The organism is Limnobacter humi, assembly GCF_024518835.1.
Taxonomy (GTDB): Bacteria; Pseudomonadota; Gammaproteobacteria; order Burkholderiales; family Burkholderiaceae_B; genus Limnobacter; species Limnobacter humi.
On record NZ_JANIGO010000001.1, the window covers coordinates 838,969 to 862,755 of the forward strand.

The 23,787-nt window shown below is 52.4% G+C and carries 18 protein-coding genes and 1 pseudogene; 10 read left to right on the forward strand and 9 right to left on the reverse strand.

Annotation, left to right across the window (positions count from 1 at the left end; all coding sequences use genetic code 11):
• The first annotated feature begins 39 nt into the window (after nt 1-39).
• The 3 genes from NQT62_RS03990 (at nt 40) to NQT62_RS04000 (ending at nt 6,494) form a co-directional block, all read left to right on the forward strand.
• Entirely contained in the window at nt 40-1,770 is a 1,731-nt protein-coding gene (locus NQT62_RS03990; RefSeq protein WP_256763291.1) for an NADH-ubiquinone oxidoreductase-F iron-sulfur binding region domain-containing protein, read from the forward strand.
• Complete coding sequence (gene fdhF, locus NQT62_RS03995) at nt 1,767-4,448, forward strand: formate dehydrogenase subunit alpha (protein WP_256763293.1); 2,682 nt, start codon at nt 1,767-1,769, stop codon at nt 4,446-4,448. The genes NQT62_RS03990 and fdhF overlap by 4 nt, the downstream gene beginning before the upstream one ends.
• 147 nt (nt 4,449-4,595) lie before the next feature.
• The gene (locus tag NQT62_RS04000; protein WP_256763294.1) at nt 4,596-6,494 is read left to right on the forward strand and encodes a hypothetical protein; all 1,899 of its coding nucleotides are present in this window, start codon (nt 4,596-4,598) and stop codon (nt 6,492-6,494) included.
• Between the two features lie 10 nt (nt 6,495-6,504).
• Here the strand turns inward: NQT62_RS04000 and NQT62_RS04005 are convergent, their stop codons facing one another.
• Nucleotides 6,505-6,981, reverse strand: coding sequence for an Lrp/AsnC family transcriptional regulator (locus tag NQT62_RS04005; protein WP_256763295.1), 477 nt, complete (start codon nt 6,979-6,981; stop codon nt 6,505-6,507).
• A gap of 147 nt (nt 6,982-7,128) precedes the next feature.
• Between NQT62_RS04005 and leuA the strand changes: the two genes are divergently transcribed.
• The 3 genes from leuA (at nt 7,129) to NQT62_RS04020 (ending at nt 9,649) form a co-directional block, all read left to right on the forward strand.
• On the forward strand, nt 7,129-8,808 hold the full coding sequence (gene leuA, locus NQT62_RS04010; protein WP_256763544.1) for a 2-isopropylmalate synthase: 1,680 nt from the start codon (nt 7,129-7,131) through the stop codon (nt 8,806-8,808).
• Nucleotides 8,801-8,995, forward strand: coding sequence for a hypothetical protein (locus NQT62_RS04015; RefSeq protein WP_256763296.1), 195 nt, complete (start codon nt 8,801-8,803; stop codon nt 8,993-8,995). Before leuA ends, NQT62_RS04015 begins: the two co-directional genes overlap by 8 nt.
• Before the next feature lie 237 nt (nt 8,996-9,232).
• Nucleotides 9,233-9,649, forward strand: coding sequence for a GreA/GreB family elongation factor (locus NQT62_RS04020; protein WP_256763297.1), 417 nt, complete (start codon nt 9,233-9,235; stop codon nt 9,647-9,649).
• Between the two features lie 7 nt (nt 9,650-9,656).
• On the opposite strand, the gene NQT62_RS04025 is transcribed toward NQT62_RS04020, so the two are convergent.
• Nucleotides 9,657-9,938 (reverse strand): thioredoxin family protein, encoded by a 282-nt coding sequence (locus tag NQT62_RS04025; RefSeq protein WP_256763298.1) that lies wholly within the window; start codon nt 9,936-9,938, stop codon nt 9,657-9,659.
• A gap of 95 nt (nt 9,939-10,033) precedes the next feature.
• On the opposite strand from NQT62_RS04025, the gene NQT62_RS15475 reads away from it, so the two are divergent.
• A complete protein-coding gene (locus NQT62_RS15475; RefSeq protein WP_370569122.1) occupies nt 10,034-10,531 on the forward strand; it encodes a M23 family metallopeptidase in 498 nt (165 codons plus the stop codon).
• Nucleotides 10,507-11,022 (forward strand): hypothetical protein, encoded by a 516-nt coding sequence (locus NQT62_RS04030; RefSeq protein WP_256763299.1) that lies wholly within the window; start codon nt 10,507-10,509, stop codon nt 11,020-11,022. Before NQT62_RS15475 ends, NQT62_RS04030 begins: the two co-directional genes overlap by 25 nt.
• 19 nt (nt 11,023-11,041) lie before the next feature.
• Here NQT62_RS04030 and NQT62_RS04035 read toward each other — a convergent pair whose 3' ends face one another.
• The 7 genes and pseudogenes from NQT62_RS04035 to NQT62_RS04065 all read right to left on the reverse strand — a co-directional run bounded on the left by NQT62_RS04035 (nt 11,042) and on the right by NQT62_RS04065 (nt 21,829).
• Complete coding sequence (locus tag NQT62_RS04035; protein WP_256763301.1) at nt 11,042-11,626, reverse strand: PIN domain-containing protein; 585 nt, start codon at nt 11,624-11,626, stop codon at nt 11,042-11,044.
• The gene (locus tag NQT62_RS04040; protein ID WP_256763302.1) at nt 11,623-12,795 is read right to left on the reverse strand and encodes an XRE family transcriptional regulator; all 1,173 of its coding nucleotides are present in this window, start codon (nt 12,793-12,795) and stop codon (nt 11,623-11,625) included. Before NQT62_RS04040 ends, NQT62_RS04035 begins: the two co-directional genes overlap by 4 nt.
• Nucleotides 12,796-13,091: 296 nt before the next feature.
• Nucleotides 13,092-13,523 carry a WapI family immunity protein gene (locus tag NQT62_RS04045; protein WP_256763304.1) on the reverse strand — a complete coding sequence of 144 codons (432 nt, stop codon included), beginning with the start codon at nt 13,521-13,523 and terminating at the stop codon, nt 13,092-13,094.
• 8 nt (nt 13,524-13,531) lie between these two features.
• Nucleotides 13,532-14,749 (reverse strand): annotated as a pseudogene (locus NQT62_RS04050) (RHS repeat-associated core domain-containing protein); the annotation flags it as partial.
• A 110-nt stretch (nt 14,750-14,859) separates the two neighbouring features.
• A complete protein-coding gene (locus tag NQT62_RS04055) occupies nt 14,860-15,084 on the reverse strand; it encodes a hypothetical protein (RefSeq protein WP_256763306.1) in 225 nt (74 codons plus the stop codon).
• Nucleotides 15,085-15,092: 8 nt separating this feature from the next.
• A complete protein-coding gene (locus NQT62_RS04060; protein WP_256763307.1) occupies nt 15,093-18,887 on the reverse strand; it encodes an RHS repeat domain-containing protein in 3,795 nt (1,264 codons plus the stop codon).
• 17 nt (nt 18,888-18,904) lie between these two features.
• Nucleotides 18,905-21,829: an FG-GAP-like repeat-containing protein gene (locus tag NQT62_RS04065; protein WP_256763308.1), complete on the reverse strand. Its 2,925-nt coding sequence runs from the start codon at nt 21,827-21,829 to the stop codon at nt 18,905-18,907.
• Between the two features lie 310 nt (nt 21,830-22,139).
• Between NQT62_RS04065 and gspG the strand changes: the two genes are divergently transcribed.
• Nucleotides 22,140-22,580, forward strand: a complete 441-nt coding sequence (gene gspG, locus NQT62_RS04070; RefSeq protein WP_256763309.1) for a type II secretion system major pseudopilin GspG — start codon at nt 22,140-22,142, stop codon at nt 22,578-22,580.
• Nucleotides 22,581-22,585: 5 nt separating this feature from the next.
• Nucleotides 22,586-23,773 carry a type II secretion system F family protein gene (locus tag NQT62_RS04075; RefSeq protein ID WP_256763311.1) on the forward strand — a complete coding sequence of 396 codons (1,188 nt, stop codon included), beginning with the start codon at nt 22,586-22,588 and terminating at the stop codon, nt 23,771-23,773.
• The last annotated feature ends 14 nt before the right edge of the window (nt 23,774-23,787 follow it).

A 23,787-nucleotide genomic window follows, 5' to 3' on the forward strand; every position in this document is an offset into this window, starting at 1 on the left:
ACCATGGCTTGATCAAAGCCCCGCAACGGAGTATCCAGCATGTCCCGCGTGATTCCGGTGGTGCCGATTCCACAGCACCCTGCCCCCCCCACACCGCCCGTGCGGCAGGGTCCCAAAGGCCGCCAGCCCGATGCGCTCGCGCTGGCCCACGTGCAAGCCATATTGAACACCCCAGTGCTGCGGCGGGATCACCTCATTGAATACCTGCACAAGCTGAATGACCACCATGGTCACCTGGCCCCACGTCACATTGCAGCCCTGGCCCACCTCATGAACCTGGCGCAGGTGGAGGTGTTTGAAGTGGCCACGTTCTACCACCACTTTCAGGTGGTGGACCATGACCATGGTGTCGCCCCCCGCGCCATCGTGCGGGTTTGCCAAAGTCCCAGTTGTCGCATGGCAGGCTCGGCGACCTTGATGGCTGGCATAGCGCAAGCCCTGCCCACCGACTGTCGGCTCGAGGCTGTGCCCTGCATCGGCCGTTGCGAACAAGCCCCGGCTGTGGCGATCGGTCAGCATGAAATGGGGCACGCCCAGTGTGAAACGGTGCTGTCGGTTTTGCAGCAACAAACCATTCAGGCTCAAGCGTTGAGCCCGGAATCCTTGAGCGATTATCTTCAACGACACGGGTATTCCAGCTGGCTTTCGCTGAAGTCTGCGCAAGTGTCCCCGGAATCCGCCATCGAACTCCTCGAGCAGAGTGGTTTGCGTGGTTTGGGGGGCGCTGGTTTTCCGGCGGGTCGGAAATGGCGAATTGTTCGCAATCAGCCCGGCCAACATTGGCTTGCTGTGAATATCGACGAAGGTGAACCCGGCACCTTCAAAGACCGCACCTACCTGGAGCAACACCCCCACCAGTTTCTTGAGGGTGTCTTGATCGCAGCCGAAGTGGTTCAAGCCCAACAGGTCATCCTGTACCTGCGAGATGAATACCACGCGCTTCGACACCGGCTGACCCAGGAAATCGCGGCGCTTCAACACCACTGGCGTGGGCATTCGCTCCCCAATATCGAGCTTCGCCGCGGCGCTGGCGCTTATGTGTGTGGCGAAGAAAGCGCCATGCTGGAATCGATTGAAGGCAAACGCGGTGTGCCACGGCAGCGGCCACCGTATGTGGCACAGCAGGGTTTGTTCGGCCACCCCACACTGGTCCACAACGCTGAAACCCTGTATTGGGTGCCCAAACTGCTGCGCGAGGGAACCGATTGGTTTACCCGCGCGGGTCGACATGGTCGCCAGGGGCTGCGTTCCTTCTCCGTCTCAGGCCGGGTGGCCAAACCCGGTGTTGCGCTGGCACCGGCTGGGATTACCCTGCGTGAACTGGTGGATGAATACTGTGGCGGCATGCAGACCGGGCACACTTTGTATGGTTATCTGCCAGGGGGAGCCTCCGGCGGAATGCTGCCTGCCGCGCTGGCCGACATTCCACTGGACTTTGACACCCTGCAAGAGCATGGCTGTTTTATTGGTTCTGCCGCCGTGGTGGTGTTCTCCCAAATGGACTCAGCCCTGGACATTGCCCGGCATCTCATGAACTTCTTTGTGCATGAAAGTTGCGGACAGTGCACCCCGTGTCGCAGTGGCACCGAAAAAGCCAGCCAGTTAATGCAGCAAAACCACTGGAACATTCCATTGCTCCAGGATTTGTCGCAGGTCATGCGGGATGCCTCCATTTGTGGACTGGGCCAGGCGGCCCCCAACCCGCTGGACTGCCTGCTGCGCCACTTTCCTCACGAAGTGCCCAAGGCGGGAACCGGAGAGGTCGCATGAAGCCAATGGCACCAATTTCATTTCAACTCAATGGCCAAACCATTCAAGCGCAGGCCGGCGAAACCATTCTGGATGCCGCCCTGCGGCACCACATTCATATTCCGCATGTGTGCCACAGTCCTAACCTCACGCCCGCTGGCAACTGTCGGGCCTGCGTGGTCGAGGTCGACGGCGAACGTGCCCTCACTGCATCATGCTGTCGATTGGTTGAACACGGCATGGTGGTGCACAGCAACCACGGTCGGGCGCTAACGGCCCAGCGCTTGGTCATGGAGCTGCTAGACACTGACCAAGGCCAGGTCGGCCAACGCTTTCCGGTCCGCCCACAGCACGCGGTGGACACATCACACCCCGCATTCACATTGGATTTGAATGCCTGCATTCAATGCACCCGCTGCATTCGCGCCTGCCGGGACGAACAGGTCAATGACGTGCTGGGTATGGGCTGGCGGGGTGCTCACGCCCAGGTGGTGTTTGATCAGAACGACCCGGTTTCTCAATCCACCTGTGTGGGCTGTGGCGAGTGTGTGCAGGTCTGCCCCACCGGTGCCTTGAAAAATCGCTCTGAAGCTAACCAGCCGGATATTCAGGCTCACACGGTGAGCTCGGTTTGTCCGTATTGCGGTGTGGGGTGTCAGGTTGAGCTTCATGTGTCGAACAACCAGGTGCTCGAAGTCACCGGCAAAGCAGGCCCAGCCAACCAGGGTCGTTTGTGTATCAAGGGCCGTTACGGATTTGATTACATTCACCATCCCCAACGCCTCACCACACCCCTCATCCGCAAAAGCCAGGCACCGAAACATGCACACCCGTTGTTGCCCGCTGAACGCTGGATGGATGAATTTCGACCCGCCACCTGGGATGAAGCCCTGCAATTGGCGGCAGACCGGTTAACCGCCATCAAACGCCGGCAAGGGGCACAATCCCTGGCTGGGTTCGGCTCAGCCAAGTGCACCAACGAGGAGGCCTACCTGTTTCAAAAACTGGTCCGCACCGGGTTTGGCAGCAACAATGTGGACCACTGTACCCGGCTGTGTCATGCCTCCTCTGTCTCTGCATTGCTCGAAGGTGTAGGCTCCGGGGCGGTGTCCAACCCGGTTCGTGATGTGGCCCAGGCTGAGGTGATTCTGGTGATCGGCGCCAACCCGTCGGTCAACCACCCGGTGGGGGCCAGCTGGATCAAAAATGCAGTGAAGCAGGGTGCCACCCTCATTGTGGCCGACCCGCGACGAACTGACCTGGCCCGCCATGCACGCCATGTGTTGCAGTTCAAGCCCGACACCGATGTGCTCCTGCTCAACGCCATGCTGCATGTGATTGTTCAGGAAAACCTGGTGGACCACACCTTCATCGCCGATCGCGTGGAAGGTTTTGATGAACTGGCTGCCCACGTCAACGCCTACAGTCCCGAACGGGTAGCGCCGCTGTGCGGCATTCCTGCAGACCTCGTCCGCACGGTTGCCCGAACCTATGCAAGGGCAAAGTCCAGCATGATTCTGTGGGGCATGGGCATCTCCCAGCATGTGCATGGCACCGACAACGCCCGCTGCCTGATTGCGCTGGCCATGATCACGGGTCAGATTGGCCGCCCTGGCACCGGCTTGCACCCCTTGCGCGGTCAAAACAACGTGCAAGGCGCGTCGGATGCGGGTCTCATTCCCATGATGTACCCCGACTACCAGCGAGTGGACCATCCTGATGCGCGGGCCAAATTTGAAACCTTGTGGAACACCCGGCTTGACCCAAAGCCTGGCCTCACTGTGGTGGAGGTGATGCAGGCCTGCCTTCAGGGGCAAGTTCAAGGCATGTACATTGTGGGCGAAAACCCCGCCATGTCCGACCCAGATGTTCAGCACGCACGGGATGCATTGGCTGCCCTGGACTGTCTGATTGTTCAGGACATTTTCCTGACCGAGACCGCATCACTGGCCGACATTGTATTGCCGGCCACGGCGTTTTATGAAAAAACCGGCACCGTGACCAACACCGACCGCCTGGTCCAAATGGGCCGCAAGGCCGTCGACCCACCTGGGGAAGCCAAGCCAGACTGGTGGATCATTCAGGCCTTGGCTCAACGCATGGGACTACCCTGGCGCTACCCGCATGAGGCGGCGGTGTTTGACGAAATGCGGCACGCCATGCACAGCCTGGAGAACATCACGTGGGATCAGCTGGAACAGCAGGGCAGCCAGGTCTACCCCTGCAATGCAGCGCACCCCTTGGGCCAATCGGTGGTGTTTACGGACCAATTCCCAACGGCCACCGGCAAGGCTCGGTTGGTGCCTGCGCACTTCAACCATGCAGGCGAATTGCCAGATGCCGACTATCCATTTGTGCTGATCACCGGGCGGCAGCTGGAACACTGGCACACCGGCAGCATGACCCGTCGGTCTGCGGTGCTGGACGAACTGGAACCCCAACCGTATGCCTGCCTGAATCCTGAAGATTTGCGCATGCTGGATGTGGCCGTGGGCCAGCGCATTGAAATCCTGTCCCGGCGGGGGCAAGTGCAACTCCCGGTTCGGGCCGATGCCGGCAACCCCCGTGGCACTGTGTTCATTCCGTTCTGTTACCACGAAGCGGCTGCCAACGTGTTGACCAACCCCCAACTGGATCCTGTTGGCAAAATTCCCGAGTTTAAATTTTGCGCTATTGCGGTGCACAAATTTCCAGGGTAAACCCGCGTTTTTGTCAAAATTTCCGGTTTGAGCTACACCCTACGGGTGACACCTCATTGTGAATTTTTTGCAACTGAATCAATCCGTGCCATGTTTGATGCATCAACACGATGCGAAACGCACCAGTTTCGTGCACGGAGACTCAACGTGGCTTTGGTTCAATCCGCTACAGTTGCAACACCCATTGCGTCCTCTTTCCTGAAGGAGGCCGAATCTCGCGTCGCCAAGAAAAACGGTTACACCCGCAACCAAGGCAATGAGTTCCGCAAGCGCGCCTGGTGGGAACGTTTCAACGAGTGGGGCAGCAAGGGCAAAAACCTTCAAAGTTGCATCCGGGGTCACTATGAATCCAGCCACTACGTGTCGGCGGCGCTCATGCGGGAACAGCGGGCATTGGAAAAACGAAGCGCCAGCCATGCGCCAGTGTCGATTTGGGATTCCTACAAAACCAATGCGCATTTTCAAGCCCGCATGCAACGGCAGGATTATGTCCGGACGCGCATGGACCTTCTGCATGACCAAGATCACGCCCGACGCGCTGCCGCCGTCGCCAAAGGGGTGATGGGCCTTTGTGAAATGACCTCGGCGCCCACTGGCTTTACCTATCGAATGGTGAAAAACCTGTTCATGCACAAGATGAGTGACAACAGGCCCAGCCACAAAGCATTAACCGCTTTCATCTCGTTGCCCATCGGCATGCTGTCTTCGTTCATTTTGATGTTGTCCCGCGCTGGCGCGGCGGACACCTTACAGAAAGTGGGTGGAAAATTGTTGCTCTCTTTCGCAGCTTTTTCAGCCTTGTTCGGGCTTGCCTCCACCGTGTCTGCCAGCATATCGCAAACTGCCATGCGCACCATCGACTTAAAGCCCGACCACAAAGCCGCCATCGAAAAGGAGATGGCCAATACCCTGCGCAAAATCAACAAGCTCATTCTGCATTTCAAAGACAAACCGGACGGTCGGCTGCTACTGGCCCGCGCCATGAACCGATATGTCGGTGCTGATTTCCGGGGCGGAAAAATTCAAACCCACAAAAAAGATCAAATGCCCGTGTTGATCGAACAACTCGAAGCAGCTCTCGAACCGGAAACCTCACCAGAAGCGATTGACCGAAACCTGGTCAAGGCACAACAAGTCATTGGTGATTACTTGGGCGAGGTTCCCGATCCACCCGCAGGTGCCAGCGCATGGACCAATTATCAACACCGCAAAGCACTGCAGCGCCGAGAACTGCACTTTGCAACACTGGCGGGCCTGGTGGAACATGGCGATATTCAATTGGGAACCATCAACACTTCACCCGACGGAAAAACTAAGCTGAACCAGGACAGCACGCTCAAGGAATCCGCGCAGGACAGCCGCACTTGGATGGAAGGCAAAGCCCAGGACTTGAACACGCTCATCCTCAAAGCGTTGATTGCACCAGCCTCTAGCCTTGATCGGCTGATTGGAACACGCTGGGCGAAAACCCTGAAATATTGGACCGACGCCGACTATGAGAACATTCGCAAACAAAAACTGGCGGACCCGAAACGTGCGGCACGCAATGCCAGCAAAGGCGAATACATGAGCCAGAACATCCACCAATACGGGCCAATAACACGGTCATTGATCATCCTGAGCGACACCTTGCACGCCATCAACTACAACTTCGTGCTGGCTGTGAACGGATCGGCATCCAGGCTATTCAACTGGGCTTTTAGAACGGTCCAAGGCATGCTGACATCCGACCCAGCGTCCCGAACCGTGTGTAGTTCAGCGGGTCGATTTGCTGGCGGTGCAGCCGTCACCGCCATGTATGCCTGCGGGGTTGCAGGCGTTGCAGACATTGCTGCAATGACTCACTCACCATTTGTGACCAGTGTTGGCGTTGGCGCCAGCAAACTGGATATTCTCAGCACGGGCACCGTGATGACCGGCATCGGCACACTGGCAGTTATCGCACTGGGGCTGGCGAAACTGTCAGCAAACCTGGGTGGCTGGAATGGCAATCTTCAACCCAACCGCCCGAATGTATCCCGTGGCGAAAAACTGAAAGTGATTTAAATCAATCGTCTCAAACGGGCACCGGTGCACCTGCAACCACCCGGCGCAACACAAAGCTGGTGTGCACGCCCGTCACCCCTTTGATACGGGTAATGCGGTTCAACAGCAGCACCTGGTAGGCATCCATGTCTTGCACAATCACGCGCAACTGGTAGTCGGCTTGCTGCCCGGTAATCAACAAACACTCTTGCACTTCGCCTATTTTTTTAATTTCGCTTTCAAAATTCGCAAAGCGCTCGGGCGTGTGCTGGTCCATGGAAATGTAAATCAGCGCCTCCAGTGCATAGCCCAGTTTTTTGGCATCCAGCACGGTGCGGTAACCCACAATCAAACCTGCTTCTTCCAGTGCACGCACACGGCGCAAGCAGGGCGAAGGTGACAAACCAATGGCATCGGCCAATTCCTGGTTACTCACCCGGCCATTCATTTGCAGGTGTTCCAATATCTTTCGGTCGTAGCGGTCCAAACTCACTTTTTCTGTTTTCATGGTGTTTTATTGCTCATGGATTATCTATTAAGCAATTTAATATCAACACACCGTTATTTCAAGGCAAACAACGCAAGCACCTGCCAAGGGGTTTTGCATACACTGGTTGCATTGAAAACACACATACCCCAGCAGGCCCACACCATGATGCTCGCCAACCCAGCCACCAAATACCGCCGTGCCACCACCGTGGACATGACCAATCGGCAGTGGCCCAACCAGCAAATCGAGAAGGCCCCGGTGTGGTTGTCCACCGACCTGCGCGATGGCAACCAGGCCATTTTCGAGCCCATGAGCGTGGCCACCAAATTGCGGTTTTTTGATGAATTGGTGAACGTGGGTTTCAAAGAAATTGAAACCGGTTTTCCCGCTGCTTCACAAATTGATTTCGACGTCATCCGCACCCTCATTGACGAGGGCCGCATACCCGATGACGTTACCCCCATGGTCATGACACAGGCCCGTGACGATCTCATAGAGCGCACTGTGCAATCGGTGATCGGCGCCAAACGCGCCATCATCCACATCTACAACTCCACCGCACCAGTGTGGAGGAATACGGTGTTTCGCATGACTGTTCCCGAGGTGATCGACATGGTGCGCCAACGCGTGCAAACCGTGAAGCGCCTTACCGACGCCCATCCAGAAACCGAGTGGGTGCTGCAGTACTCGCCCGAGTGCTTCAACATGACGGAACTGGATGTGGCCCTGCAAGCCTGCAACACGGCCATTGACACCTGGAACGCCGGGCCAGGCCGGCCCATCATCATCAACTTGCCCACCACCGTGGAGTGGAGCACACCCAATGTGTTTGCCGACCAAATTGAATGGATGAATACCCGCTTGAACCGCCGTGCGCATGTGGTGTTGTCCGTTCACCCCCACAACGACCGCGGCACCGGCGTGGCCACAGCCGAATTGGCCATGATGGCCGGTGCGCAACGCGTGGAAGGTTGCCTGTTTGGCAATGGTGAGCGTTGCGGCAATGTGGACATTGTGACGCTGGCCTTGAACATGTACACCCAGGGCGTGCACCCGGGCTTGGACTTCTCCAACATCAACGCCATTGCCCGCGTGGTGGAAGAATGCACGCAGTTGCCCATTCACCCCCGCCACCCGTATGTGGGCGATTTGGTGTACACCGCCTTTTCAGGCTCGCATCAGGATGCCATCAAAAAAGGGTTCGACAAGCAGATAGACGGCGGCATATGGGAAGTGCCCTATTTGCCCATCGACCCCAAGGATGTGGGCCGCACCTACGACAGCGTGATCCGCGTGAACAGCCAGTCCGGCAAAGGCGGGATTGCCTACATTCTGGAACGTGAGCATGGCGTGGTCATGCCTCGGCGCATGCAAGTGGAATTCTCGGCCGTGGTCCAGCAAGAAAGCGAACGCACCGAAAAAGAGGTCAGCTCTACCGAGTTGTGGAGTTTGTTTCAGCGCACCTACTTAATTGCCACCGAACAGGGTGCGGTGCAAACCCGTTTTAACGAGCAGGGCGGCCAAACCCGTGCGGTGCTGAAATGGCAGCAGAGTGGTGAGGCCATATCGGTAGAGGGCACCGGCAATGGCCCGGTGGATGCCGCCGTGAATGCCCTGCAACAGCAGTTTGGCCCATTCAATGTGGTCAGCTACGAAGAGCGTTCACAAGGGCAGGGCGCACAGGCCAAAGCGGTGTGCATCATTGAGGCCAGCTCACCCGACATGCCCGCTGGGCGCTTTGGTGTTGGTATTGATGACAACATCGTGATGGCCTCGGTAAAAGCCTTGATGAGCGTGGTGCACCGCTTGGGTTTGCAAGCCACGGTACACTGTGCTCATGACTGACGAACAACTTCAAGCCGCTTACGAGCGCTATGTGCAAAGCCGGGGCGATGCAACGCCCTTGCCTTATGCACAATGGAAAGAAGACGAACTGCGGGCCCAACAGCGGGGCGCAGCACTGGCTGGAAAACCGTGGTTTGTAGCTGCGGTGGTTGCAGCCTTTGTGGTGTTTGCACTCTGCATGCTGTAATAGCTTAATCCCCCTCGCTTTGACAGCCCCAGTGCTTTGGGCTATGGTCTAGTCCATGCACAAAGCCTTTCTCCCACACAGTTGTTTGCCAAACCGCGCTGCTACATCGGCGCGGGCGCAGCAGCGTGCCTGCGCCACACTCACCCCAGCCCGGCGAGGCTAAACCCTTTCATCTTTTTCGACACCACACTGTTCTCTCGCCGGGCCCCACCGGTGATGTATTCAAGGAGAACGGCTGTGATCAACCACACCCACAACAAATTTTTATCCACTGAACGTGTATTAACCGAACTGGACCATGCACGCCTGCGCAAACTGCCCACCTTAAACCCACACATCCGTTTAAGCGACCTGCTGGACAATGCCGACACCGTTCCGTCACGACAGGTGGCCGCCAACGTCATCACCATGTATACGCAATTCTGCTTGCTGGATTTAAAAACTGGCCAACGGATGGTGATGGCCCTGTGTTACCCGAAAGATGCAGAACCCGCTGCTGGTTTTGTATCGGTGTTGTCGCCCTTGGGCATGGCGTTGATTGGTTTGAAAGAAGGGGATGAGGCTCACTGGTTGAGCCCAAGTAGAGATGTGCTAAAAGCAGTGATTGAAAAAATTCTGTTTCAGCCAGAAGCCAGCGGTGATTACTTCACTTAATGGGTTTTCAGGTCTGCTGAAAGTGCAGCAGCATGTGTTCAATCACACGGATGTCGGGCCGCACAGGCCCGGCGAATACCTCAATGCTGTGTAGCCCCTGCTGCTTAAAAACCCGCAGGGTTGGCAGGTTTTCAACATCAACGCCCGCGCAGGCATCTTCATCGTCTTCAATGTCCAACCATTGCCATTGCCATTCGGGGTGGCTGCTACACAGTTGTTGATAGTCCGCTTTGAAGGTGCGGCACACGCCGCACCATTCGGCGCACAGGAGTTGGATTTTCAAGGCCATGTTGGGGGGTGACTGCTTTCAGTTTGCACACATACCCATTTTGACAGTGAATAGCGTGAAACATACGCTTGGTTTTTGATTTGCATTTTTAAACGATGAAGAAGTTTTGGCCAGTTCCTGAATGGATATCCACGTACTCATACAAACAAAGTCCTCGAAGCTTTGGTTCAAAAAGGTCCGCAGGGCGTACTCACGCTGGATGCGATTTGTACGCACCACTTGGCTCACCAGTACTTGCGATTGCTGCTGGTCGGGTCATTGAATCCTGGAAATTTTATTCCGGCACCTTTCAAGTTACGGTAGACCATGGCGCATTGGGGGTTGTGCGATATGGGGAAGTGGAAGAAGAAGGCATTCCAAGTGTCGGCACCACTGTGCAAGCAGGTGAACAAATTGGTCGAATCGGAAACTTGGGCCGAGGTTTGCATCCAATGCTTCACCTTGAGCATTACTCGGGCCAGGCCAACGGGCCACTGAGTAATTTCAAGAATCCGCCTTATTTGCGGCGTAGTGACCTCCAAGACGCAACTCTATTGCTCGACTCACTTTTATGTTTGAGAGACAAAACATGCACAAAAAATCAAATCTCTTAATACTCGGTTCGTGTCTGTGCTTTTCAATCACTGCTTGCAATCAAACAAGCTCAAAAACATCATTGGGGCTTTCACCACTCAGTGAAATCACTCCAACAAAAATGATGTTGGGCAAGAAGCAAGGGGCTGCTGCCGAGCGATGCGTGTATGCAGTGCGTGTAGACAATGCCAAGTTGGCTTGCCAGCACAACAATTGTGCTGTTCAAGTATTTGACTCTGCTCCGCAGACGCTTCAAAACGGACAACGCGGTTTGTTGGTGGGTAATTGCACGAACGACGGTTCGTTGCCAACTGGAGACCTCATCGCCGACCGAGGACAAACTGGCGATTCCGGAATCATGATTTTGCAAAACAGACGGCTTGGAGATTCACTCTGGAAGCAAACGGTGTTGCCGAATGGCGATTACGCGATTGAATTGGGAACCGAGGCCGCCTTGGGTACTCTTCGTTTTGAACAGGGCAAATACCGGTGGGATGAAGAAGCGGACTAACAACTGAAATGGGTTAGATCTAGTTAGCGAATATTTTTGAGAATGTCGTTTGCTTAGCTTCTTTCCAAGACTTTGGAAGATCCCCATTATTTTCGAGGGCTACGTAAATTTGCCGAATCAGTTCAGCATCAATCACCTTTGCCGAACGCAACTTATCCAACAATTGAAACCCGTGCCAGACTTTAAGGTCAAAATCGCTGGCCAACGCATGCATACCCAAATCATCTGTGACCACGATCGCTTCCCTGACCTGACCCAAGGCGAGCAAAAAGCAATCAGCAGGACTGGGGGGTGAGCGACCGTTCGAACTGTACCGAACAACATCGTCCAAGACCGATTGGTGCAACACGCTTTGTGCCGCAGTCACTGAAGCTTTTTCATCTTCTGATAGACGAATTTGTTTGGCCAGCCGCTCTTTAACAAACTCCTCTCCATCAAACCATGGAAACAGGGATTTGAGACGAGGGCTATTGTGCACCTCGTCTTCGACCAATTTGTGAATGGTCAGAACGTAACCCTTTTGTCCAAACTTGATGCCGATTGCAGGCCTAACCCGCTTTGCCAAACGAAGGTATGCGTTCGTATCCAGCAGAACCAGCGTCAATCGCTTAGTTCCTTGACCAAACTAGCAGCATCTTGCATTGAAATGTCCATTACCTGTTGTACATACCCAGATCCAACTCCGTTGGCTTTAATCATGGCCTTAAGCGCGGCAAAGAAAGCGCTTCTAAACGTGTTGGCAGTGGCAGCAATATACTCTGCTGGCATCGGAGGTAAGGGGTCAAAAAGAATTTCGCTGATCAACTTACCCCGTTCTGTATTGCGAATTGCATGCACGTCTTTCTCTGCACAGCGCAATCCGGGCAAACGGTGGGTTTTGGAAAACCGTTCTACCTCTGAAAACACACTGAATAAAGAAATGCTGTATTCGCTAGCGTAGCGCTTTAAAACTTTCAGTTCACCGTTGCTGTCCACTTGCTTTTGAGTTGCAACATAGGCTGCCTCAGCAATGGCCTGCGGAAACAACAAGGCACCGGCAAGCGCGTCAGCGAAGTCTTCACCAGCCTCTGTGCCCGCCAAATCGGGGGTGTACACATGTGCAAGTTCATGCGCCATCCAGAACTTAAAGTCCTCTAACCGAGTGTCCAAGTTTAGGAAAATAAAGGTGATCTGCTCTTTTGGTAACAGAATGTGAAGGGCATTTTTGTGGTTACGTTTCTCGCCCCACATCACTGGCGCGATCACTGCACCATTCACATAAAACTGTTCAATCAGATGTTCATAGCCCAACACGGCTTTGGCGCCAAGCCCGATGCGTTGGCGAATCTCTTTTGCTATCGCCTGCAAGGCCTCATAACTGGTCGAAGGGTTGGCGATGGTGGACCGCAGCGCGTTTACGCCAGGCAGAAACGGCACGAGTGGTTTTAACAACGAACCCATGGCGATTGCTTTGGTGATGTGCTCGTCCGTTGTTTTTGCTGCGCCCTTTTTGCGAAAAGCAATCACTGGTTGGTCTTCACTGGACGAAACTACTAATGCTGAAAATGTCAGCTTTAGCGCAGTTGCCAACTTTAGCAACTTGTCTGGCCTTGGAAAATCGATTCCTTTGAGCCAATTGGTTATGGCTTGCGGAGTGACGTCCAGTTGGGCGGCGAGGTCCTTCTGTGTCCAGCCTTTGGCCTGCAAAGCTGACTTGACGTTTTCGCTGTTGAGCAGTTTTTCCATAGTGGCCGAATTATTACCCGTATGCGGGTAATAATCAAGTTTAATCAAGTTTCAGGGGTTCGAAGATTCGGGGCAGGTCACATGACCAGGGCTGCTTTGCGCTTGGTTGCCCGCGCTTGATGTCGTCGTTGATTTTTATGCTCATCGGTGAATTCCTCTTCATTATCACCTGAGCAGAATTTCACTGGGTCATTACAAAGTGGGTCAAAATTCAACCGGCGTTGACCGTTAAAAACACTTTAAACGGCAAAACAATCAATTAGCAATCTAACATCCCAGCAAAACACCAAATCCACTATAAATATCATTTTTAATAAAAATTAAAAAATAAATGCCTCATCCACTCAACTTTCTCCACTATAATTACCGTTTATTGAAACCAACTGCCCCAACGCTTTTTCCAACGATACGGCATCAGTGTACGACTTAATAAAAAAATCTATTTTCGGCGGCCCATACTCTCGACATCTAATGCTCAAAATTATCTCACCTGTATTTTTTCTTAGCACCCCAATACAAATTGACTCCTCCTCAGCACAAAAACTCTGCTCCCCCCTAGCTTCATTAAGACAGGCTCTAAATATCTTTTCAAGCTCGATCATATCCGACACAGTAAAATCTGCATTTAGATTTAAATTTACACTAGGAGCCTTCAAGTCGATTAATACACCCAGCCACTCCGCATCGCTTTTATCAGCTGAGTTTTTATTATTGAGACCTATGACTTCGATTTTTAATATCCCATATTCAAAATTTATTTCGACGATTTTAGCCATGACCATTCCTATTGTGGGTACAGAGTTTTTACAGAACCGTTTGGATTTAATATGACTTTAAGTTCGTCTGTCCTATATATGCTTGCACCGTCACGTCCAGAAGTATAGGTTCCACTTCTAATTGTATATTCCACTGCCGACGGAGTAACACCTCTGCCTTGCATTCTATCCAGAGCGTGCCCTGTGTAATAACGCCCATTAATCACTGCTGGTATATTTGTTCCTGGTTCGACATCTAAAGGCGATCTTGAACGCCCCACAGGAGCAGAGGAATAATTGCCGGAAGCACCGAACGGTTGTCCTCCAATCCTTTCCCCAGGATCTCCACTTCCATCAAGCCCAAATTTATTAGGCTCGATATTCATAGCCAGTTCAATTCGCGCGTCGAGCACATCTACTGGTTGGTATGTTCCAGACAGTGTATTTGGCGAACTTAACATTTTATTGTACAAATACCCAAAAGCTGCTGTTACTGCGCCGTTGGCAAATTTCCCACCACCAAACACCGAGACCGTTCCGCCAGCCACCGTGGCCGCCACCAGCCCCTCTGGCCCCCCCCAGCTGGCCGGCGTGTTGTTGGTAACGTACTTGCCCGCCAGGGCTACCGTGGCGCCTTGTTTGCAGTCTTCGCCGCTGAGCGAACTTGATATACATCCTGCCGTGGCATGTGCCAGATAACGTGAAATGCTGTGAGCTTGATCAAATGTTCCGGCATATCCAAAAGCGCCACCCGTTAAGCCGGCATACAGGGCTGATTTCAAGTCACCCCCCGATCCAATCAGTCCAGCAGCCAAGCCACTGCCTACGCCCACACTGACTTTACCCAACCCGGTCAAGGCACCTGCACTGGCCCAACTGCCGCCTGCGCCCAGTAGCCAGTCACTAAGCTGATTGCCTGTGTAGTACCCCACCGCTATCGTGACTGCTGCTCGCAGAATATTCCCACCAAACAGCTTCTTCAGAAAGTACCCGCTGGGGTCTGTATAACTTAGTGGGTTGTTGTTGACATACGCGTACCGGTTATAGTTTTGGAGATTCCCCGGTTGTGCAATAAACGGGTCTGCACTCATGAACCGGCCGGCGCTGGCGTCATAAATCCGGCCATTCATGTGTACCAACCCAAGGTGGTCCAGTTGTTCGTGACCTGTGTACCCGCGGTCGGTTGTGCCCAACAGATGTCCACCGTTGGCGGTGTAGTCAGTGCCGTCCGGGTTTCTGCGCTTGCCCCAAGCATCGTAGTTGTAGCGCTCTTGTACTCCGCCCGTGCTGTATTGCCTTCAATAGCTGATCATCAACCTGATCTAAGTGCCGTCGTTGAACAATCGCTGCAAATCCCTCAATCATGAAATCCCAGGATTTTGGGTAATCTTGGCCAGATGAGGATCGCAACGACAACAGCCACTGGGAGCCCTGCGTATAGCAGAGCTTCATTCTCAGAAACACGTAATCCGAACTTCACCAATATTGCAGCAACGGCGCCATAAAAAATACCTGTTCCAATTGCAATACAAGTAACAGCAGTCCATTTTCGAGCGTTATTAAAAAGGTGTTTAACGTTCATCGTTAATCTCAATCGCTACCAAGTCCGTATGCCTTCCAAAGCGCAGAACCTGCCAGAGTAGCCCTATTCAAAATTTGGCCTACCTGCCCCGTCACAGAATTCGCGAATGCAAATGGAGCATCCCATCGGCTTGTTGTTACGCCGAACAGAGAGCTTGCTCGGGTAATGCCATCCGTAACCCCGACGTACAGTGGCACTCGGGCAGCCAACGCAGCAGCACTAAACGCGAGAGATGCCGAGTCGTACACTAATGTTCCCGCATTTGGAAGCAGTCCCGTAACTCCAACTTTCAATGGATTGAACCCCTCAGAAGTAACTCCTCTCACAGCATCAACCAACATCGTAGCCCCCTCTGTGGCATCGCTAGCGCCAAATGCCATCATGGGCCCTCCTGCTAAACAACCGACACCTGTAGTTCCACAAATGGTGGCACCAGTGCTGACGGTAAGGGTACCGCCAACCATCTTTGTTGCACCGATAGCGCCCTGTTTTAGGCATTCGTTCAGCATGCAATTAAAGAGATACCCAAACGCTGCTGTTACTGCGCCGTTGGCAAACTTCCCGCCACCAAACACCGAGACCGTTCCGCCAGCAACTGTGGCCGCTACCAGCCCCTCTGGCCCCCCCCAGCTGGCTGGCGTGTTGTTGGTAACGTACTTGCCCGCCAGGGCTACCGTGGCGCCTTGTTTGCAGTCTTCGCCGCTGAGCGAACTTGATATACATCCTGCCGTGGCATGTGCCAGATAACGTGAAATGCTGTCAGCTTGATCAAATGTTCCGGCATATCCAAAAGCGCCACCCGTTAAGCCGGCGTACAGGGCTGACTTCAAGTCACCCCCCGATCCAATCAGTCCAGCAGCCAAGCCACTGCCCACGCCCACACTGACTTTACCTAACCCGGTCAAGGCACCTGCACTGGCCCAACTGCCGCCTGCGCCCAGTAGCCAGTCACTAAGCTGATTGCCTGTGTAGTACCCCACCGCTATCGTGACTGCTGCTCGCAGAATATTCCCACCAAACAGCTTCTTCAGAAAGTACCCGCTGGGGTCTGTATAACTTAGTGGGTTGTTGTTGACATACGCGTACCGGTTATAGTTTTGGAGATTGCCCGGTTGTGCAATAAACGGGTCGGCACTCATGAACCGGCCGGCACTGGCGTCATAAATCCGGCCATTCATGTGTACCAACCCAAGGTGGTCTAGCTGTTCGTGCCCGGTGTACCCGCGGTCGGTTGTGCCCAACAGATGTCCACCATTGGCGGTGTAGTCAGTGCCGTCCGGGTTTCTGCGCTTGCCCCACGTATCGTAGCTGTAGCGCTCTTGTACTCCGCCCGTGCTATTGCTCACCAACACCACGCTGCCCAGGTGGTCTTTGTGCAGGTACTTAATTTCGACACGGCTTGGTGCAGCCGATGTGCCTTCTTCAATTCTCAGAACTCTGCCGGCTACATAGTATTTGGCCTGCGTGGTGTTAGTGGCCGCATTGTACTCAAGCTCAAAATCATCAAGATACCAAGTGGTTATATTCTGACCATTGTAGGCTGCAGTTTGTTTGACGCGTTGGTGTTCTGGACCATATAAAAAACTACTGCTTTGGCTGCCTCTGGCGAGGCTCTTCACCATGCCAAAACTCGTCCACGATATTGTGGCGCCGCCACCCGTTAAAATGTTTCCTGCGGCATCGTAGGTGTAGCCTGGGTTGGTAACACCATGAATACTTCCAGTAATTTGGGTTAGTTGAAGCGGTTTGCTTACATTTCCATAAGTGTAGGTGACGCCATCCTTGGTCAGCAGGTTACCGTATTTGTCGTATGTGATGGTTTTTGACGGTAAGCCCGTTGTGCTTGACACGCCAGTCACTCGGTTCAAGCTATCGTAGCTAAAATCCTCGCTACGATTGGTGAATGATCCGTTACTGGAATAGGCACGCCACGACCTTTTGGTCAGATTACTTTCGCTGTCGAACGAGAACCCGTCATACTGAAAAAAACTATTTAGTGCTGGGCCAGTAAGGTATAGAACAGCACGCCCATTTGAATCTGTGTAAAGCTGATCAATCAGTTGATTACCCAGAGTTACTTTCTCGACACGACCAGTTCCATTCGCTGCAACGCTATTCAGTTCCCACAACAATGTGTTGTTGGCTTGATTTTTCTGTCGAATCAACCCAATCGGGCTGAATTCATTGGCTACAGCGAAACCTGCCACGGGCGCAACGTTGGCTGTAGGCGCCGGGTTAGGCTGTACGCGTGCAGGGTATATGCGCTGTAGCAAACGATTTGACCCGGCTTCGTACAACTGCCCACTCCAGAATACCTTTCCATCCATGGCCACCCGCTGAGCAATTTCCCGCCCCAAACTGTCGTAACAATGAATGCGTTCATATCCCGTGCTGGTGTAAACACGGGTGGGTTTGCCTTTCGCCGTGCTCGGTGCAGCTGCGCACGCAGATTGCTGGGTGTCGTAAACCCAAGTGCTGATTAAATCGGCTTCACGCCGTTCTATAGGACGGCCGGCTTGGTCATACGCTGTAGTGGTTAGCTGACCTTTGCTGTTTTGTTGAAGGCGCAACTCACCCAGGGCATTGTAGCGATACAGCCATGTCCCCTGGGTTGGCTCAGTCATCGACAATTTACGGCCACGGAGGTCATAAGTGAAGGTGCTGACAATGCCCGCAGCATCGGTTTTGATGAGGTTACCTGCTGCATCATAGGTATTGCTGATGATGTTGCCTTGTGCATCGGTGGTGGAGGCCAACTGACCTGCCACATTCAAGGTCTGTGTGGTTGTTTGCCCTTTGGTGTTTGTTAATACCGTCACTAAACCAGCGTAGGTAGTGCTGTTTGTGAAACGGCCGTTCACTCTGTTCGCAGCATTTGTAGCGCTGGGATCTTCGATGTCCTCTCGAATTAAACGACCCAATAAGTCATAGGCGAAGTATGTCCAAGAGGGCGTTTGCGCGGCAATATGGCCAGTGGCGTCACTTAGGTACACATTGCTTTTTTTGGCTATTCGCCCCCAGTTGTCGTAGCGGGTATCTTGTGTTTTCCACGCAAAGGCCGACGGAGAAACAGCAATCTGTGTTTGTGATCGAATCGGCCTATTCAGTAGGTCGTAATAGGTTCTGGTAACAGCGCCAATTTGGGCGTTGCTACTATTCACATCGCCACTGCGTACCACATAGTAGGGCGCAATTCCTGCCACATCAGTCGGGCAGCTACCCACAGGTGCCGAACCACAAGGCAAGTACTCCCAATAAGTCCTACTACCGTCAGCGCGGGTCTCCAGTATTTTTCGACCCAGATCGTCATATGTCCATGTTGTGCTTAGTCCGTTGGGGCCGGTCTTCTTTGTCACACTTCCGAATCGGCCATCAAATTCCTGAGTTTCCTGGTGACCTAACTCGTTGGTATTAAGGGTTGGGTACTGTCCTGCAACAGCATTAACACCGTTGGTTCCATAGGTACTTGACCTTGTACGAGTAGTAAATTGGGCGTAGTTACTCGATGTGGCTGCAGTCGTTGGAGGCGCTGGTGGCGCACTGGCCTCTACGCCAACACCTGGAATAGCTTGAGCGTTGCAATTTCTGAATGTGCTACTAACGCGATTTCCATAGGCATCCAATAAATAATCGGTTACCAAGCACTGCGAAGAGTCTCCGGGCTCAACGATTTCACGAGTCAGTAATCCGTCTAAATCGTAGACGAATGCACTGGACCTAATGATGGTTTCAGCCGATGCACTGGACGCATTTGCCAAACCAATGACCAACGTCAAGCCAATGGCCTTTAGGACATTTTTCATATGATAGTTCCCCGGCCTCAAGGTTTGGATTGCGTCACACTGCTGCGGATTAATCGGCCTTGCCGACTTCTCTCAGCATCTGGGTCATATAGGTTCTCGGTGGTTCTGCTGTATCCGCTTGCTGTGCCGTCTGCGTTTAAGATTTGCTCTGTAACTCGTAAAACGTTGCCATACGCGTCAACCGTGGTTTGAACTTGCTTACGGGGTAACTCCGTACCCTGCTGGGATGTTGTGGTTAACTCCCAGCGACGGATTATTTGCGACGTTGAAAACGGGATGGCAGTTTGACCGACAGGCAGGGGGGCTGTGCACGCAACAGAATTGGCATTAGATGGCGTGCGTGTCTTCCAAGTGGTATCAATTTGTTCAATCAGGACACCAGCAGGCGTTTTTCGCTGGGTTCTGTAGGGGTAACCAATACAGGGCCAATTTTGTAAATACTGCCCCTTCGAAATAACAGAACGTTCGGCACTTGCAGACAATTTTTGCTCGGTGCGCGATGCAAAACCAAGAAAACCCCGCCCATAGTATGCGTCGTAATATCCATCAGAAAATGAATAGTTTGTGGTGACAAAGCCACCCAAACCATCTGACTCCCTAACGGAAGTTGTAACGGGTGTGGCACTGGCCAATGGTCTATTGGGCCATGAGAAACCATAACGCCACGTATACCCAGCGGTTGCAGATAGCGGTTTGGACTCGGGAAATATTTGGTGGCCAGCAACAGAAATACTAGCCAGTGTCAGCCTATGGTCACTGGTTTGTAAAAAACAATTAAGCCCATTGCTGCGACGAAGACAAAAGTCAGGACGGCCGTCTCCATTCAAATCCACAAACCGCATGGTAGAGAAGGTCGATTCTTGATCGAGGTCGGAACCAAGTCCAAAAACAGGTCCATCGACCAAATTTTTTTTGCTTGTGATGGTTCCCAGATAGCATTTGATTCGATCGTCCTGTCGAAAACACAGATCAGGGAACTGATCATGATTGATATCTGCAAATCGTATTGTTGCAGATTTGGCCGGATTAGACCAACCCTCAGCATCAGTCAAACTGGGAAATCTTCCATACAGCTCATTTGAGTTTGACCAATTCACTCCAGATGCCAAAGTGCAATGAAAACCATTTGAAGCCCGGATACAAGCGTCTGTTGTGCCGTCGGTGTTCAAGTCGAGGTATTGCAGGGAGCCCATATAGAGGCCACTTGCAATCGGCCACGTAGGCCCGACTACTGAAGAGCCAAAAACCTTGATTGTTACGTTGCCCGCCGAATCAACATTTTTCTGAAAGTTTGCAGCAATTCCAAGATAGCAAACAGAATTAGATTGTATGGCGCAAAGATCCGGGATACCGTCGCCATTGATATCGGCGAATCGTATGGAACTGTAAGCTGAAATAGCACCCCAACCAGCAGCGTCTGAAAGCGCAGGCCCATCAATACGGTTGAAATCAAACCCACTTCCATTACCGTACCAACAAACAATTCCTGCAGTATCCCTCCCACAGACGTCGGCAAAACCATCTTGATTTAAATCCAGAAATGAAATGGTTGAATACCTGGATTCGAGATTCCACCCCGCAGAATCTGGCATTGAGGGTCCACGGATCTCCGATGTAAAACTGCTACCGTTACTTAGCCAACAAACAATTCCCTGTGCATCCTTGGCGCAAATGTCAGCTTTTCCATCTCTATTAATATCTACGTAGGTTATGGTCGCGTAGCGAAATTTTTGATCCCAGCCTGCCGCATCACTCAACAAGGGTCCGTCTATCGGAGCTAAGAAACCTGCACCGTCAAATAAACTGCATTTGATACCTTGCGCTGTGCGGTAACAAACATCTAATCGACCATCGCCATTAATATCTGGATATGCAATTGAATTGTAATATTTGGCGTTTGTAAAACCTGCTGTGTCAGAAAGATTTGCAAGAGCCCCCTGAGCCAGTCCTACATATTGGGCGTTTTGCGTTGCGTTACTCGAGTTCCAAGAAAAACTCAATGATGGCAAACAACTCGTGGCGGTACATTCTGTAACTGACGCTAAGAAGTAGTTATCGGTCGGTCGGTTCTGCGCATAACTTAATTTGTACTCTTGCAACTGTTGACCCGTAACAGACCAGTCAGGTAATCGCGCGGTGCCAACCGATGTGATGGTCGCATTTTGAACGATTCGGATCGCTCGAAGCAATGCATTGCCTGTGTATAGGCGCCCAAAATAGTTATAAAAGCGAATGCTATTGGGCTGGTATTCAATGCTGCTGTACGGACCAGTCAAGGGACCATAACCAAATTCAATACAGGTTGAGGGTTTTAATGCCAGTTTCGAATTTCCGGTATAACAAATCACTCTAGGCAGACGCGCCTCGACATAGGGGGCATAGTAAACCTGCCAAAAATTCCCCTTCGAATCAGACACGCTCTCAAGATCGAACGACCAAATGTAAGAAATCAACGTACCGCTAGGACCACCGGGAAATAATGCAATTCGCTTTTTATATCGGCGAATTTCACCTGTTTTGGTTTGCACTTCGAAATATTTCGATTCATCTATTGAGTCAAGCGAAACACCAATGACTTTGGTCCCATCATAGACTTCAGGTTCATAGATAGCGCCGTCTTGCCCTTGTGAACCAGAACGAAGCATCAATCTTGCACCGTCCAAGCAAAGAGGATCCGTGTTATCAAACGACACCCAACCTTTCACCCCATCGGTTGCAGGTGTTTTGGGGCAACGTGTTATTGAGCTCAAGCCAGTCAACGCAAAGCCCTGGCCCAAGGTACTAACGCCAGCGTTACTGTTGAAAGTTAGTGCGATATTGGGTTGAACTCCAGCGACGCCCGGTGGAATTCGAAGATCGTATCGATAGTTGAATGCACCAGACTGGTCAACGCTCCAACTACCACGTCGATCAATCGGCTCCGAATGCAATGCGCCGCTCATTGTAGCCAGTCCAAGACATAGCATGAAATATTTAATCAATTTGAAAAGTCCACGATTCGGAATAAGTGACCTCCCATCACAAATATTTGTTTGGGTGGGCTCATCGATTTAAATGGTCGATTCTCGTTTGGTGAAATTCAGTCCCTAAAAAGTTCACATATCGATCCGGGCTCACCTTTTAGAGAAGTTAGAGAACTCATTTTTAAAACTCAGACGTGACACCCAACCTTCTGAGGGTTGATTTCAAAATGAACCAAACCCCACTACAAGACACTCAACGGGTTCACAGCCTATCAATCTGCCATGCACCATGATTACTCCCGCTTCGTCGAATACCCGTGGTTTCACTTTGCTGGAGCTGTTGGTGGTATTGGTCATTCTCGGCTTGCTGGCGGCCTATGTTGGTCCACGCTATTTCAGCCAATTGGGCAAAGCGGAATCGAAGTCGGCACAAACACAAATTGCGGCTTTTGCCAAAGCACTCGATGCATATCGATTGGATACAGGTAGCTACCCAAGCACGGCCCAAGGCTTGAACGCCTTGTTCCAAAAGCCGCAGGAAACCAATCCGTGGTATGGCCCTTACCTCGACAAACCACCACCCGCTGACCCTTGGGGCAAGGCCTATGAATATCGCTTCCCCGGGCAGCACGGGGAATACGATTTGTTCACTCTAGGGAAGGACGCCAGTCCGGGTGGGGAAGCGGAAAATGCCGACATCACCAGTTGGGCGCCCGCAAGTCGTCGGTAATCGCCATGCCTCAATTTGTTGTGACTGCAATCGATTCAGCAGGTGGATTACACGTGCACCACTTCACTGCAGCGACACCACAACAGGCCCGAGAGCTTTGCAGTGAGCTGGGCTTGGAGGCCATCAAGATCAAATCTCCGTTGCTGCAAATTTCAATCCAGTCATCATCAAAATTCAAACTGATTCCATTTGCTCAAGAACTGCTCGCGCTTCAAAAAGCAGGCCTGTCAATCACTGAAAGCCTGCGGGGTTTACATAGCAAAGCCAATCCGTCTCAAAAGCCCGTCTTGCAGGGTTTGTTGCAAGCAATTCATGAAGGGCAATCACTTTCAAATGCATTGGCCGGATACCCAAAAGAATTTCCAAACTTAATGCGGACCTTGGTTCGCGCGGCAGAAAAAACATCTAACCTGCCGCAAGCGCTTGAAAAGTACCTGGAGTATGCGCAACAAGCCGAGTTGATTAAACGAAAAATTTCCAATGCTGCCCTGTACCCAAGTCTGCTACTCGTGGTGGGCGGCGGTGTTTTAGTGTTCTTACTGATGTATGTTGTTCCGCGCTTCGCCGGTGTATACGAGGGTTTGCAGGGTGATCTGCCATGGTTATCAAAAGTACTGCTGTGGTGGGGCCTTACCATGCGCGATCACGCGGCGTGGGTTTTATTGGGCTTGGCCGGATTAACTGGCTTTATCTTCGTCACCACTCGCAGTGCCAACAACCAACGCAGGGTGGGCCAGTTACTGTTGCGCAATGCTCATTTGGCCAATCTGTGGAAAAGCTACCGCTTAAGTCGGCTCTACCGTGCATTGGGGCTGCTACTGACTGGCGGCATACCCGTAAACGCTGCGTTGGTTCAGGTCGAAGAATTGTTGGGGCCTGATGAAATGCAGCAGCTCAGGCATGCGCGTCAAAAAATTTCTGAAGGCGAATCTCTGTCGTCTGCATTGTTCTCTTGCAATTTGACCACCGAAATCGCTTTTCAAATGCTCGCCGTGGGTGAACGAACTGGCTCAGTTGGAGACATGCTCACGAAAGCTGCTCAATTTTTAGAAAGCGACACGAGCAAAGCAGTAGAGGTGTTTTCAAGAATTTTCGAGCCAGCACTCATGGCCTTGATTGGCATCATCATTGGTACGGTGGTTGTGCTGATGTACATGCCCATCTTTGAACTGGCCAACAGTTTGCAATCGTGACGCCGTGGCTACCA